The 14577-nt window shown below is 70.3% G+C and carries 10 protein-coding genes and 4 pseudogenes; 9 read left to right on the top strand and 5 right to left on the bottom strand.

The annotated features are described in order from the left end of the window. Window positions 1-133: 133 nt before the first annotated feature. The 3 genes and pseudogenes from ABT171_RS41155 (at window position 134) to ABT171_RS41145 (ending at window position 2892) form a co-directional block, all read left to right on the top strand. A pseudogene (locus tag ABT171_RS41155) lies at window positions 134-794 on the top strand (IS110 family transposase). A 65-nt stretch (window positions 795-859) separates the two neighbouring features. Continuing rightward, window positions 860-1266: pseudogene (locus ABT171_RS41150) on the top strand (SDR family NAD(P)-dependent oxidoreductase); the annotation flags it as partial. Window positions 1267-1578: 312 nt separating this feature from the next. After that, entirely contained in the window at window positions 1579-2892 is a 1314-nt protein-coding gene (locus tag ABT171_RS41145) for a PP2C family protein-serine/threonine phosphatase (RefSeq protein ID WP_351252016.1), read from the top strand. A 177-nt stretch (window positions 2893-3069) separates the two neighbouring features. Here ABT171_RS41145 and ABT171_RS41140 read toward each other — a convergent pair whose 3' ends face one another. Beyond that, the gene (locus tag ABT171_RS41140) at window positions 3070-3417 is read right to left on the bottom strand and encodes an ANTAR domain-containing protein (RefSeq protein WP_351252020.1); all 348 of its coding nucleotides are present in this window, start codon (window positions 3415-3417) and stop codon (window positions 3070-3072) included. Window positions 3418-4103: 686 nt separating this feature from the next. Here ABT171_RS41140 and ABT171_RS41135 point away from each other — a divergent pair. Continuing rightward, window positions 4104-5879 (top strand): SpoIIE family protein phosphatase, encoded by a 1776-nt coding sequence (locus tag ABT171_RS41135; protein ID WP_234357813.1) that lies wholly within the window; start codon window positions 4104-4106, stop codon window positions 5877-5879. A 31-nt stretch (window positions 5880-5910) separates the two neighbouring features. Here the strand turns inward: ABT171_RS41135 and ABT171_RS41130 are convergent, their stop codons facing one another. Next, a complete protein-coding gene (locus ABT171_RS41130) occupies window positions 5911-6591 on the bottom strand; it encodes a hypothetical protein (RefSeq protein WP_351252014.1) in 681 nt (226 codons plus the stop codon). A gap of 637 nt (window positions 6592-7228) precedes the next feature. On the opposite strand from ABT171_RS41130, the gene ABT171_RS41125 reads away from it, so the two are divergent. From ABT171_RS41125 to ABT171_RS41110, 4 genes and pseudogenes are all read left to right on the top strand, one after another. Continuing rightward, entirely contained in the window at window positions 7229-7501 is a 273-nt protein-coding gene (locus tag ABT171_RS41125) for a hypothetical protein (protein WP_055495838.1), read from the top strand. Window positions 7502-7668: 167 nt separating this feature from the next. Further along, the gene (locus ABT171_RS41120) at window positions 7669-8163 is read left to right on the top strand and encodes a DUF5994 family protein (RefSeq protein WP_351252011.1); all 495 of its coding nucleotides are present in this window, start codon (window positions 7669-7671) and stop codon (window positions 8161-8163) included. 71 nt (window positions 8164-8234) lie between these two features. Next, window positions 8235-8690, top strand: coding sequence for an STAS domain-containing protein (locus ABT171_RS41115; protein ID WP_351252009.1), 456 nt, complete (start codon window positions 8235-8237; stop codon window positions 8688-8690). Further along, window positions 8687-9003 (top strand): annotated as a pseudogene (locus ABT171_RS41110) (DUF5994 family protein); the annotation flags it as partial. The gene ABT171_RS41115 and the pseudogene ABT171_RS41110, both read left to right, overlap by 4 nt. A 75-nt stretch (window positions 9004-9078) precedes the next feature. On the opposite strand, the pseudogene ABT171_RS41105 reads toward ABT171_RS41110, so the two are convergent. Beyond that, window positions 9079-9678, bottom strand: a pseudogene (locus tag ABT171_RS41105) (helix-turn-helix transcriptional regulator); the annotation flags it as partial. Window positions 9679-9927: 249 nt separating this feature from the next. Next, window positions 9928-12468 (bottom strand): type ISP restriction/modification enzyme, encoded by a 2541-nt coding sequence (locus tag ABT171_RS41100; RefSeq protein WP_351252007.1) that lies wholly within the window; start codon window positions 12466-12468, stop codon window positions 9928-9930. A 243-nt stretch (window positions 12469-12711) separates the two neighbouring features. Between ABT171_RS41100 and ABT171_RS41095 the strand changes: the two genes are divergently transcribed. Beyond that, window positions 12712-12873 carry a hypothetical protein gene (locus tag ABT171_RS41095; RefSeq protein ID WP_189894897.1) on the top strand — a complete coding sequence of 54 codons (162 nt, stop codon included), beginning with the start codon at window positions 12712-12714 and terminating at the stop codon, window positions 12871-12873. A gap of 597 nt (window positions 12874-13470) precedes the next feature. Here the strand turns inward: ABT171_RS41095 and ABT171_RS41090 are convergent. Continuing rightward, a complete protein-coding gene (locus ABT171_RS41090) occupies window positions 13471-14430 on the bottom strand; it encodes a fatty acid desaturase family protein (RefSeq protein WP_350834330.1) in 960 nt (319 codons plus the stop codon). Window positions 14431-14577 lie beyond the last annotated feature (147 nt).

Genomic DNA, 14577 nt, shown 5'->3' with positions numbered 1-14577 from the left:
CTGCAGACCGAGCATCTGGTGTCAATTCAACAAGTCAGGGGCCTTGCCGAGTTCAGGCGCCATCACGGTTCAGACCGCCCGAGCAGGCCGGTGCCATCCATCCAGCACGTCACCATGCGAGAGGCGAACCACCATGACGATCAGACAGCTCAGCACCTCCTCGAGCACAGACCCTCCCGTGCGGAAAGAGGTCGTACTGGGCGTGGACACGCACGGCGAGGTGCATGTCGCCGCCGTGATCTCCCCGCTGGGGAAGGTAGGTCCTGGGCACCGCGTCCTTTCCGGCCACGGCGGCCGGCTATCGGCAGCTTCTCGTGTGGGCCCGCAAGCGGGGGACGGTGCGCCGTGCCGGTGTGGAGGGCACCGGCACCTTCGGCGCGGGCCTGGCCCGCTACCTGCTGGCGCAGCAGGTCGAGGTATACGAAGTGAACCGCCCCGACCGCTCGGCCCGCCGCCTGCTGGGGAAGTCGGATCCGCCCGACGCTCAGGCCGCCGCGCAGGCCGTGCTCAGCGGTCGCGCCCGGGCCCGGGCCAAGTCCGGCGACGGTCCGGTGCACAGCGCCCGGATGTTCAAGCTCGCCAAGGACTCCGCGGTCAAGGACCGGCAGGCCAATGCCGCCCTGCACCGCATCGTCTTCACCCGCCTGCGCCACGACCCGCGCACCCAGGAGTACTACGAACGCCGCACACAGGAGGGCAAGACCCGACGCGAGATCATCCGATGCCTCAAGCGCTACGCGGCCCGCGAGGTCTTCAACCTGGTCAGACCGGTTGCCCGCACCCCTGCGTTATAGGGGCGTCTGTGAGTCTCGGGTACGCGGAGGCGGCCGACCGCGGCAGCGGGAGAGGTGAGGTTCGCATGCGTACTGTCGGCAGCCGCCCGCCTACCGCCCTGCGAGGCAGCCCACTGCGGGGCCGGGTCGCTGTGATCGCGGGGGCGGCGCGCGGCGTGGGCGAGTGCGGCGCCTGGCCGCGGAGGGCATGCGGATCGCCCTGCTCGGTCGTGAGAAGGAGACGCTGTCCCAGGTGGCGGCGTCGCTGGCCACCATGACCGTCTGCATCGAGGCGGACGTGACCGATCAGACCGCGCTCGACCGTGCCGCGCGGCAGGTCGAGGAGCGGCTCGGAGCGGCCGGTGTCGTGGTGGCCGACGCCGGCAGCGCTGTAGGCGGGCCTTTCAGCCGCACCGATGCCGAGCTGTGGCGACGCGTCGTCGACGTCAACCTGGTCGGGGCGGCGAACACCGCCAGGGCCTTCCTTCCTCAATTCGCGTTCGTGGTCGGCCGCATCACCCGGCGCGGACTACGGGAGGGATCGACCGACGAGCTCGGTGCCGATGTCGAAGTCCTCGGGGCGGGTGGCCGTGCCGACTGGACGTCGGTCAGGCCCGAGACCTGAACTGCAACGGGGCCGGGAGGCGTCCAGAGGGTGCCCGACAGACAAGCCACGAGGCCCGGTAGGACCCAGGCAAGTACCTGCCTGGGCCCTCGGGTAGTGCACGGCTTCAGTGCACTACCCGAGGAGTGGTTTCCCAGGACGGAAGCGGCCGTAGAGCCCTCAGGCGGGTAGGTGGTCGCCATGGACGAGGATGACGCGGCCGCGGCGCTGCGAGCGGCGCTCGACCAGCTGGCGTTCGCCACCCGGAGCGCGGCGGCGCTGTCGAGCACGCTGGACGCGGTCGAGGGGCTCAGGCGGGTGTGCCGCGTGCTGGTGCCGGGGCTGGCCGACTGGGCCGCGGCCGATCTGATGGACGAGGACGGCGCCGTCGAGCGGGTCTGTGTCTCACACCGTGACCCCAACACCGCCCTGACCGGCCTGACGGGACCGTTGCCGCCGGCGCCGGAGACGCCAGGAGGGCCGCTGTCCCGGGTGCTTCGCGGCGGTGGCCCCCTGCTGTTGTCGGCCGGGCGGCTGCCGACCGCGCAGGAGGCGTCCGATCCGCTGCACACGGCAACCATGCAACCGTTCGCCCGACTCGGGGGAGACTCCGTGATCGTGGCACCCCTGCGGGCACGTCGGCGAGTGCTGGGTGCGCTGACCCTGGTCAGGGGCGAGGGACACCCGCCGTGGGGCGAGGCGGACCTGGCGCTGGTCGAGGACCTCACCCACCGCATCGCGCTGGCCCTCGACAACGCCAGGCTCTACGCCGAGACCCAGGCCGTCGCCGAGCGCCTCCAGCGCTCCCTGCTGCCGGACCTGCCCGTCGTACCGGGTCTTCGCGTCACCGCCCGCTACTCCCCGGCGCTTGCCACTGCGCAGATCGGCGGTGACTGGTACGACAGCTTCGTCCTGCCGGAAAGCGGTGACACCACTCTGATCATCGGCGACGTCACCGGCCACGATCTGCATGCCGCCGTGACCATGAGCCAGATCCGGAACATGCTGCGTGGCATCGCCTGCGACCGCCGGGAGCCCCCCGGCATGATCCTGCGCCGCTTGGACCTCGCAGTCGACGCCCTCTACAGCCACCGCACCGCCACCTGCGTGTACGCACTGCTCAAGGGCCAGGAAGGAGGGCCGTACCAGCTGGAGTGGGCGAGTGCCGGACATCCACCACCCCTGCTGGTCACTGCGGACGGCGACACCACCTACCTCTGGGAAGCACACGGCCTGCTACTGGGCGTCGACCCGCACGCCGAACGGCCCAGTGCCTGCCTGCCCCTGCCCGAGGGCAGCACCCTGCTGTTGTACACGGACGGTCTCATCGAACGGCGCGGCGAATCCATGGATCACGGCATGACCCGGCTCCGGCAGCACGCTGCCGCCCTGGTCGACCAGGACATCGACGAGCTGAGCGACGAGCTGATGAACGGACTCGTGGCAGGGGCCCACGACGACATCGCCCTGCTCGCCCTGCGACTGCCACAGTCGGACGAGGGCGTCTCGCCCTGAGGCCGATTGCTCGCCGTACGCGATGTAAGTCTGGGGTGGGACGTTTTGGTCAGGTGGGTTCGGGGACACGTTGGGCGGAGGTCGTGTCGCGTGCGGGTTCGGAAGTGAGCTGGCATTCCATTCGTCCGCCCGCCCTGCCGTCCGGCTCAGAACGCGGGCGGCAGAGCTGTGCTGCGTTCAGATGACCGTGCTCCGGCCAGTGCCTTGTTCAGAGCGGTGCGGATCTCGTCCGGCAGCTGTTCGCCGTGTACCCAGTCCACGATCAGTTCGGATACCTGCCGCAGTTTCGTAATTGGTGTGCTGTGAGACCTCTCGCAGCGCTTGGAATCCCTGCTCGGGACGCAGGCCACCGAGGGTGATGACCACGCCGATCGCTTGGTCGACCACGGTGTGGGAGACGACGGCCTCCTGCAGCTGACTGATTTCCGTCTGCAACTCGCTGATCTTGTTCAGGAGCGGTGTCCGTACCGGAACCGAGTGCTCCTTGAGTCGCGTGAGGCTGCCGTTTCGAGAGTTCTCCATCATGATCACAGCCCAGACCGCGGGTCTCCCGCCCGGGTCGCCGATGCCGTACGGAATTGCGAGGACGACAATTCGACTATTACCCCGGGTTGCTGTCTTCGTGCATCCCGTTCCACGGCGCGCAGCGGCCGGTGGCGTGGACCTCACTCAGGGTTCAACTCGGCCAGGGCGGTGGTGCACCTGCCCTTCGGACGATCGGTACCGCTCGGATCGCGGATGCTCCGTTGATGGTCGCGGGTGCCTGATGCACTGCAGGGATCCTGCGGGAGCGGATCACGGCTCACGACCATACGATCGAGCGCCTGTCGCACATCGCGGCAGGGCATCCGGGTGTGGCGGACTCGGGTGGGGGGACCCGGAGGCGGGCCGCGTTCAGCAGCGTATCCATGGAGCTGGCTCGACTCAGGCTCCTCCGGTTCAGCCAACGAGCCGGGGGAGCCGCTGACAGGATCGCAGTGGTGGCGACCGACGATGACGCCCATGGCCTTGCCGATGGCGGGCATCCGTGCGCGGTTGCGGTCGAGCGCTTCGCGTTCCACGGGCTGACGAAGCCGGTCGGGCGAGGGCGGCGACCTACTCCCGGGTGCGGGTACTCGAAGAGGAACCCACCGGGGTGCCGACGTCGGTGTGACCCGCCGGCCCGGGGGCCGCCCACCGCGGTGGGTCCGTGCGGAAAGGACGGCGGCGACGTGGCGGAGGGCCTGAAGTCCGGCGGAGAGCACGAGCGCCGGCTGTCCGCGGGGGAGCCGGCTCTGTGGCAGCAGGTGGTCGAGCAGCTGGGCACGGCCCTCGCCGTGATCGACCCGGCCGGGCGGATCGTCGCTGTCAACCCGGCCGCCGAGCGGCTTCTGCAGCGCGCGGCAGGGTCCGTGTACGGGCGGGATCTGCACGACCTGTGCCATCGCGACCCGGGAGGTGGCCTCGTCCCGCGGGAGCGCTGCCCGCTGCTGCGGGCACTGGCCGAGAGGCGTGCGGCACGCGGGGACGACGACAGGTGCCTGCGTGGTGACGGACGGCTGGTCCCGATCTCCTGGTCGGCCACCCCCCTGGCGGACGACGTCTCCGGCGTCTGCCAGGGCATGGTCGTGCTGATCGTCGAGACCGCGGCGGACCGCCGTGCCGGCAGGGAACGAGCGGAACGCGCCGAGCAGTCGGAACGGGTGGAACAGGCGGAACGAACCGCTCGTACGAGCGCTCTGGAGAGTCTCGCCGAGCGGCTGACACTCGTCGCGGAGATCACCGACGTGCTCGGTCAGACCCTGGAGGTGGACGAGGCCCTCGCCCGGTTGAGCCGCGTCCTCGTCCCCCGCCTCGCCGACTGGGCCGCGGTGGACCTGCGGGTCGGCTCCCGTCAGGTGCACCGAGTGGCCGTGACCGGTCCGGAGGGCCGTGCAGCCGGGCAGGAGGACTGGCGCGGCCATCTGCCCCCGGTCGGGGAGGCGACCCACTCGCCCCTGGTCCAGGTACTGAACGAAGGCGCTCCCGTCCTTCAGAAGCGGGTGGACCTGGACGCACCGCCCGACTCACCGCTGGCCAGCGTGCACGACGCCTTCCTCGGAGCGATCGGCGCGGCATCCGCCATCACGGTGCCGCTCGGCAGTAGACGGCAGGTCACCGGTGCGCTGACGCTGGTGCGCACCGACCCGGCACGGCCCTTCGACACCGGCGATCTCGACGTGGCCGGCGACATCGGCCGCCGGGTCGGTCTGGTCATCGACAACGCGCGCCGGTTCGGCCGGCAGCGTGCGGTCGCCGAAGCCATGCAGCGCAACCTTCTTCCCCCGCTGCCCGCGCACGGCCGGTTCCAGCTGGCCGCCCGGTACCAGCCCGCTCCGCCCGGCTCCCAGGTCGGTGGTGACTGGTACGACGCCTTCGCGCTGAGGGACGGCACGCTCGCCCTCGTCATCGGCGACGTCGTCGGGCACGATCTGACCGCCGCGGCCGGCATGGCGCAGCTGCACGGCATCCTGCGCTCCCTCGCCTGGGACCATGCCGAGCCGACCGGAGCCGTCGTGGACCGCCTCGACGACGCCATGCACGCCATCACCATCGTGCGGATGGCCACCCTCGTCCTCGCCCGGGTGGAAGGTCCGGACACCGGCCCCTGGACGCTGCACTGGACCAGCGCGGGGCACCCGCCGCCCCTGCTGCTGACCCCCGACGGGAACGCGCAGTACCTCGAAGCCGGGCAGGGACTGATCCTTGGAACCGACCCGTGTGCCGGCGATCCTCGCCCGAGCGCCGCTCACGCGCTGCCGCCGCGGTCCACGCTCCTGCTCTACACCGACGGCCTGATCGAAGTCCCCGGCAGCGACTTGACCAGAGGGCTCAGCCGACTGCGTCGCCACGCTCTCGCCCTCGCCCACGAACCTCTGGACATTTTGTGCGACCAGCTGGCGGCCCGGACGCCCCCGGGCAGCACGGACGACGTCGCCCTTCTCGCCCTGCGCCTGCCCGTGCCCTGACCGGGCCGAGGCGGTGATGGGGCGCGGCTGCTCACGTCCCCGGAGCAAGCGCCAGAATGCGGACCGGACCGGGCGACACGGCCTGAAGGCCGTCGTCTCCGGCGTACCGCCAGCCCCAGGACCGCATCGTCTCGACGGTCCTGCCGTCCCGGACGTCCACCAGTGCGACGCCGAGCGCGGCGCCGTGGTCGGCGAGCAGTCGCCGCTGCAGACGCCGGGCGAGGTTCCAGACATGGTCCCGGTACTCCCGGCGCACGCGAGACGGGACGACGATCCCAGAGACGACGAAGAGCCGCCCGGAGGCGGCGCGGCGGAGCAGACCTCCCCGGACGTGCCCGTCGAAGCCCGCCCACCATGGACCCGAGCCGCCCGCGGGGAAGCCATAGGCGTAACCGGTCAGGGCGGTGGTCTCCGCGATCAGCAGCGAGAACCCCGGCCGTCGTGCGTCGGCCGTGAGATGGCCCAGGAAGGGGCCACGTGCCTGGTTCCACGCCCACGGGTCACCACCGGAGGTTTCCGCGTACAGGTCGCCCAGCTCCTGCAGACGGTCCGCGACCTGACCACGCGTCAGCCGATGGATCCGATCTGCGACCTGCGGCGAGGACGTGCGCCCCCTCTGCGGCGTGCCCTGTGCGCGGGTACGCGGCCTGCCCCGTGCGGGCCGGAGAGCGGGGAGGGCCAAGGTCGTCGGGGGGAGCACCTGCGTGGTCATGGCCAACCCTGCCCCCGGGCGCGGACGAAGGCCGCCCCGGCGTCGTCGATCGCCGAGAACGGCACCGGTGCCTGAGGCGGTGCGCGGCGTGCCCTCGGTATGTCCACCGTACTCCCGGCCGGGCCCGCCCCGGCGGCCCGGCGGTCGCCGGCACCAGGAACGGCGCCGACCGTCCGCGTGCGGTCGCTGTCCTCCGGCACAGTCCGACTCGCGTGGTCACCGGGCTCGGCCGGGCGAATGTCAGGCGGCCGGCCGCCCGGCCGGTCATCGGACGCACGGCCACCCGTACCCGGCATACCCTGCAGAGGAGGCTGCCGTGGAAACGCGACGCAGGCCCCCGCACCGTCGCCCGCTTGCGCCGGGCAGTGACCCGAATCGTGGTCCCTAGGTTTCGTACTCGTCTCCCGTCCGGAGCTCCGTATGGAGCAGCTACCCCGCCGGTCGCGAAGGAGGAACCCGGCTTCATCTCCCCTCGACACCGCGCACGCCGTGGGACCCGCACGCTCCGGCTCGCGACCAGCAAACCGACAGAGCACGCGCACGCTCACGCCGACGAGGTACGACCCGGATCCGCGAGGCCACGAGGATCCGCCGGCCTGTCCGTCCCCCGCGGCCGTGACCCCGGAGAACCACAGCCATGACAAGACTCCGCGAACGCAAGAACAACCGGGAGGCGGTCCTGCGATCCCTCTACGGGGCCGTCGAACGCAATCGCCCCGAGGTCAGCGGATCGGTACTCCGCGCCGAGCTGGGCCTGCCCGACGAGGACCTCTCCGCCGCCTGCGCCTATCTGGCCGACGAGGGACTGATCAACGTGGACTGGACCTCGCACCGGACCCCTGCGGCCGTCTCGCTGACACATGAGGGCATCTGCCTGATGGAGGAGCTGGAGGAAGAACAAGGGGAATAGGGCAGGGCAGAGAAGACGGAGCCGGACGGCTGACCCGCCCGCTTCTCCTCGGCTCAGGTGTAGCCTGACCGTACCGAGAGCTTTTCGCGCAGCGCTTCCGGCGGTGCCGTTCCCGGCGAGGGACGAAACGGGCAGTCGTCCTACGGCTCCCGGGACGGGACCGGACCATGGAACCCAGCAGTACGCCGGCCGGAGGCGTCTCCGGTGCCGACGCGCACACGTACCGCATGCCCCTGCCCCGCCTGACCCTCACCCCGGACGTCAGCCACGGCCCGCTGGACGGTGCCTGGTGGCCGCGCTGCGACGCGCTGGAGCTCGAACTTCCCTCGCTCGTCGACTTGTTGGAGCCGGAGCCGGGGGCCCTGATACGGGTCACCGTGGACCCCGCCGGGTGGCCCGGCGCCCCGCACACGGTCATGGCCCCAGGCCGGGTGATCGCCGTGGAACCGACCGGACCCGGAAGCGACGCGCACGTCATCACCCTGGACTGCGGCACCGTGGGACGCTGGGTGCTCCTGGTCGTCCCGCCCGAGGAGCCCGCCGGAACAGCCGTCCGGCTGCTGGCCGCCGCTGCCGACCCGGAGAACCCACTGACCGCCGCGAGCATGCTGGCGCTCGCCGATGCGGGTCGCCCGGTGGGCGCGGCCGGGGAGGCGGAATGAGGCACGGGGCCCCTTGGGAGCCCGCGGCAGGGACGACCGGCCGGCCTCAACCACCATCCTCGCGTGAGCCGTTGCCCACTCTGAATGACACTTCTGCGCTCTTCGAGGAGTGCCGCATCGTCCGCACGCACGGCGAACTGGACACGCAATCCGCGGCACCACTGGTCCGCGCCCTGACCGAGGCCCGAGCGGCCCGGCTCGGACGGCTCTTCCTGATCGTGGACCTGAGCGAGGTGACCTTCTCCGACTCCAGCATCCTGTCTGCGCTGTGCGAGGCGTGGTCCGACTGCCACGCCCGGCGCGGCTGGGTACGCATCGTGTACGACAACCACACGACCGACCTGGTCTTCCGCCACACCGGCCTGCTCGACCTTTTCCCCGCCTACGCGAACGCACAGGACGCCTGGGAGGGACGAACGGCCGACGCCGCACTCCGCCTCCCCGCGAGCGCACTGCCGGCCGCCGGGACGCACCGCCCGGCCGGGGACCACATGCCGCGCCGAACCACCCGACAGGACACCTCATGAGCGACCAGCTACGGCGCCCGCCACCGGCCCCGCCCCTCCTTCGCCTGTACCTCGCGCCCGAGAGCACCGTGCCACGCCGTATCGACGGGGCCTGGTGGCCGCGAACCTTCGACCTCCTGGCGGAACTCCCGTCACTGCTCTCCGGCCTGCCCCGCGCCTGGGGCCAGATCGTCAGTGTCCTGGTGAACGGCACAGGGTGGGCGGGGCCCCGGGCCGCATGCTCGTCTGCAACCAGGTCGTCCGGCTGCGCAGGACCGCCACGGCGCGCACGCCGAGCACCATCGTGCTGATGGCCCCCGCCCATGGGCGCCGGGATCTGCTGGTCGTGCCACCGGAGGCCACCGAGCAGGCCGCGGAATCGCTCGTGTCCGCAGTGGGACTGACGCCGGAGCGGGGGCACTTCGCGAGCTTCGGGTGCGGTGCCGGCGATGGCGCGCAGGCGGGCGACGCATGCGGTGATCTGCCGGTCCCAGTCGGTGAAGAGGCCGCGGGCCGCGGGGTGGAGGAACAGGTAGCGGGCGAGGTTGCGCTGTCTGGCGGGCCAGTCGTCCAGGCCCGTGTAGAGGGCGAGGCCGCCGGGGTTCCAGGCCAGCAGGTCCATGCTGCGGCTGATGACGTACGCCGGGTTGGGGCGGAGTGATTCGAGCAGCAGCTTCAGGTGGGGGCGCACGGTCCGGCTCGGGGCGGACGCCCGTTCGGGGGCGTAGCGGGCGGCTCGGTCGGCGAGCTCATGCAGGTGCTGGTGCTCCTGGTCAAGGGAGTCGAGGGCGGTGGGGCTGGGACGGGTCTCCTTGCCGCGCTCGAGGCGTACGTAGTAGTCGATGCTGATGCCGGCGAGGGTGGCCAGCTCCTCGCGGCGCAGCCCGGGGGTGCGGCGGATGCCGGCGCCGACGGTGAGGCCGACGTGTTCGGGGCTGGTCTGGGTGCGGCGGGCGCGCAGGTAGCGGCCCAGCTCGGCTCCCTCGCTGTTCGCGCTCTCGGATGGCATGTCTCCAGTCTCACCCGCTGAGTGCCTGCCGCACGGGAGTGAGGGGGGTCCTGTCATTACCCCGGAAGAGCCCGCCCTGCCACACCGACGCGATCCGGGCGAGGGTGAATGAGCAAGATGCGACGGCGTCCCGGCCACCGCCACCACAGGTACGACGTGGCAGACCGGGCGACGGGCGCCGGGCGCCGGGCGACGCCACGATGCAGAGAGGGCGAAATGCGGGCGTCAGGCACTCAGGCCGGACGGGTGTCAGTCCGAGAAGTCGAGGCTCTCCTGACCAGGGCCGGGGGCGCGTCGAGACTTCCGCGGCGGTTTCGGTTCCTTGGTTGCGTAGGCAGGTACGGGCAGGATGCCCTCGCCCCGTAGGTCGTCGGTGCTGATGAGCGGGCCGCTGGTCACTGCGTCCAGCAGCCGGGCCTGTCGGGGTTCGAGGGCTACGAGGAGCCCGAGCGCGTTGATGAGGTCAATCAGATCAACGGTCCACCGGGCAGGCCAGGTCGGGGGCAGGATGTCGTTCAACGGGGTCTGTCGTTCCACGTCTGGCTTGCGCTTGCGGAAGCTGAACCACTTGCGGATCACCTGCACCCCGCCGATCCGATAGTCCCAGACTTCCGGCGCCACCGGACGTATGCAGCCCGTGCCCACCGTGAGGGTTCGCGTGGACGCGTCGTAGGAGATGTCCGCAGGTAACCCGTCGTCCTCTCCGATCACGACGACGCATTCCGGTTGTTCCTCCGGGGGAAGCCTTGGGGACGAGCCAGGTGAACTGTCGTGGTGGGAGGCGAAGCGCTGGCCGTACGTGTGGATCCACACCGTGCGTCGGCCCACTTCCACGAGCTCCGCCCATAGAGCCGGGTCGCGTGTTATGGGGATACGGACACCGCGCTCGGCGAGGTTTGCGGCGAAGCGGCGGGTGTAGCCGCTGTGGCCGGCTGTTCCCGCGATGTACGCGAAGAGGTCCTCGGCGGTGACCGTTACGCCGTGCGTCTTGGTGAGGAGACGCAGCAGGCCAGGGGTGACGTTTGGTTCAGCCTGGTGAGGGTGGCGGTAGAGAGGGGCGACGCGGCCGCCTTCGGTGCCTTTGAAGTGGTGCATGTCGGGCAGCAGGGCAGTGAAACTCACCGCCGGCCCCGGACGGCCTGATTCCGTGTGGAGTTCGGACAGGTAGATCTGACGCTGGTCGTTGTGGGCGAACCACAAGGCCGGTCGGGGAAAGTCGATCACTCGTCTGTCCGCGATGATGTACTGCCTGTCGAAGGTCATCCGGCCGTAGGGAACAGTGACCGGCAACGTCTCCTTCTCTGCGGCAAGGCTTTTCCTTTCCTGCTGGCCGGGCAGTGGTGGTTCCGGCTTGTCCGGACGGCGGTCTCTGGTTGTTTTCAGCAGTGCGGCCTTGTCCTCCGCTGGGGCTTGGACGAGTCTGCGCCACCGGCTCTCCAGGACGTCGCGGCTGGGTGAGACGGGCCAGCTGCGGTTGTTCTTGTTGCCGGAGCTCGTCCAGGGCAGCAGGGCGTCCACCGGTGGCATGGCCGACCACTCGGAGTCGGACGGGACGTGAAAAGGCGCGGTCCACTGTGTGGGGCATAGTTGCCAGGAGGTCCCGTCGCGATGACCGTCGAGGCCAAGCCCTTCCAGCCAGTTGAATTTCTCCTCGCGTGTGCCCGCGGGGACGTCGAGTCGCCAGACCCGCGCCGGTGTACCCGCGTCCGGGGTGCCGTGGCGGACGAAGACGGCGATGCAGATCTCCCGCTTGACATCCTGGAAGACCCGGGTGCGCGTGTCGGAGTAGGCGCCCTCGGGGGAGAGACCGATGATCCAGCCCTCGTCGGCGGCCTCGCGCAGGTAGTGGCGCATGCCGGCCGATCCCTCGCTGTCCAGGTATCCGGAGTTGGTGATGAGGGCGACGATCCCGCTGGGGGCCTTCGGCGCTCCCGAGGCGGTCAGCTGGTCGAAGACCTTCCAGGTGGACCAGGCCCAGAAGTAGACGTAGAGGTTGTCGAGGGCGTATCCGACGCGTCCGTTGTCCTCTGGGTGGAAGCGGGCGAGGATCGGGCCCTGGCCGTTCGGGTTGCCCTTGGTGATCCAGCGTCCGACGCCCGACTGTCTCGCACCTCGCAGGTAGGGCGGATTGCCGATGACCACCATGACCTTCTCGTCCGCCTTGATCTTGTTCGCCATTCGGCGGTGGCGGGCGATCGCCTCGTACATGAAGCCCAGGTGGTGCTCGACGGCGGGATCGTCGAGTGTGTCGGCCACCAGAAGCCTCGGCGGCCGGCGCGTGATGTCGGCGTCGTGGGACCGGAAGGCGTGGTGCACACGGAGTTCGGCGACGGCGTACGGCCCGGTCTGTTTCTCCAGCCCGACCAGCCGGCCCGAGAGCTCCCGGAGAAGCCCGGACTTGAGCGTGCTGCCGTACTTCAGCGCCAGGGACTTGGCGACGTGGTCGATGATGTTGATGAGGAAGGTCCCGGTGCCCATGGCCGGATCGACGACGGTGACGTCCTCGCTTCCGTAGCCGTCCTCCTGGCCGAGCCGGTCACGCAGCACCTCGTCGGTGAAGCCGACCATGAAGCGGACGACCTCGCCAGCCGTGTAGTACGTACCCGTCCGCCGTCGCAGTTCCGGGTCGTAGGCGCCCAGAAAGCCCTCGTACAGATGGAGGTAGGCGTCTCCGGTCTCGTCCTTGAACATCTCGGGGTCGACGGCCGATAAGACGTCGATCAGCGGGTCGATGATGCCCCGCAGATCGTCGAGGGCGTCGTCCGTCAGCACCGCCAGCGCCTTGCCCATCAAGGAATGCCGCTTGCCCAGTCGAATCGCGGGGGTTCCCTGCCAGGCAGGTCTCATGCCGTGACAGGACAGGCTTGTGGAGCGATCCGCGCGCTTCCACGGCAGAACGGAGGCCGGCCCGTGAATGGGCCGGACCCCAGCAGGCGGGCACTGCCGAGGGAAGGACATTCGTGTATTTGTCCGGATGTGTTTGCGATGGAGGGTCGGAAAGGGCCAGAGTCGGAGGGGGGACAGGAGGTGACCGTGACCGTTCTCGCGATGTTTCTTCTCATCATCGGGGCGCTTCTGATACTGCTTGGGACGGTCCTGGTCGTCGTCGGGGTCCTCGTGATCCTCATGGGGATGGCCCTGATCGCCGTTGCGGCCTTCCTGCTGATCCGGAGAGTGCTGGGCCGCCGACAGTAGAAATGGCAAGGCCGAGGGGGTGTCTGTGCGTCCGGTCAGGCGGTGCTGTGGTGTGACCTGCGCCCGAGGTGAGGCCGGAGAGGCGGGACCGGATGAGGCCCAACGCGTCGAGCTGCCGTTGGCGCCTGGCTAGGCTGCGGTTTCTGTGATGAGGACGGCGGTGGTGGCCGGGCCGGATGCGTCGGTGGTGGCTGCGTCGGCTACGGCGGCCCGGACGGCGCGGGCGGCACATCCGCCGACCGTTACGCTCCCGACCGCTGGCCGACCGCGACATCCGGGCCGTCGCCCGCGCCTTCCCAGCGCTGTGCGTCCTCACGCTCGCCCTGCCGCTCGCGGTGGGCTGGGCCATCGGCGGTACGTGGCTCAACCGCCCTGCTGTGGGCGGGACCTGTGCGCACCGCGCTTTTTGCTTGCGCGCAATGACCGCGTTCGGCTCCGCACACAGTTCGTGCTCTTGTGATGCTCACGGGACGCTGGATTTGCGATTGCGCCCATCAATGAGGGGAGCCGTGAGGCGGCGCAGCAGTTGCGTTTCACCGGATCACCGCAGCCGGGCACCGGGACAGGGCTCTGGAGTACGCCGCCGGCGCCGGTGCGTCATGCTGGGGCGCTGCCGATACGGGCTCGCCGCAGTGGCGCTCCTGCTCGGTGGAGGCTGGTGAGTGCTTGCCGGCAGGAGGCGATCAGTCCGGTTTCCAGGTAGTCGACTCCCAGGTCCTGGCAGTAGTGGCGGACGAGGGGCCGGGCCTTGCGCAGGTTGGGGCTGGGCATGCTGGGGAACAGGTGGTGTTCGATCTGGTGGTTCAGGCCGCCCAAGGCGAGGTCGGTGAACCAGCTGCCGCGTACGTTGCGTGCGGTGAGGACCTGGCGGCGCAGGAAGTCGGGGCGGTCGTTGCCGGTCAGGATCGGCATGCCCTTGTGGTTGGGGGCGAACAGACAACCGAGGTAGAGGCCGAACAGGCACTGGTGGACGGCCAGGAAGGCGATCGCCATGCCGGGTGGGAGGACGAGGAACACTGCGGTCAGGTAGGCGGCGGTGTGCCCGTAGAGCAGCGTGCCGTCCAGGGCGCGGTTCTTCAGGGCGCGGTTGCCAAGTGCTCGCGCGCTGGAGACATGAAGGTTGACCCCTTCGAGCAGGAGCAGGGGAAAGAAGAGGAACGCCTGCCGGCGGCCGAGGAGCCTCGGCAGTCCGGTCGAGGCGCGGGCCTGGTCCTGGGACCACACGAGCAGGTCGGGGGCGATGTCGGGGTCGAGGTCCTCGTGGTTGGGGTTGGCGTGGTGGCGGGTGTGCTTGTCCTGCCACCATCCGTAGCCCATCCCGATCGCGGCCCCTGCGATGCGGCCGGCCGTCTCGCTGGGCCGGCGCCGGCGGAAGACCTGGCGGTGGGCGACGTCGTGGGCGAGCAGAGCCACCTGGCCGAACATCATGGCGAGGAACGCGGCGACCGCCAGGGTCCACCAGCCGGCGCCGATGACGACGAACGCCCCCCAGCCCCCGGCGTAGGCGACGGCCACGGCGATGGACCGGACCATGTAGTAGCCGGGGCGCCGGTTCATCAGGCCGGCCTCGGCTATCTTCTTGGACAGGCGGGCGAAATCACTGCCGCCTGCGGGGGGGGTGCCTCTATGTCTTTCGTCAAGCGAGGCGTGGGGTTCTGGGTTCGTAGAAAGTGCCGTCGCGGAGGATCGCGAACAGCACGTTGA

The sequence above is a fragment of the Streptomyces sp. NPDC001851 genome (genome assembly GCF_040297165.1).
Taxonomy (GTDB): domain Bacteria; phylum Actinomycetota; class Actinomycetes; order Streptomycetales; family Streptomycetaceae; genus Streptomyces.
This window is presented reverse-complemented; position numbering and strand designations above follow the sequence as displayed.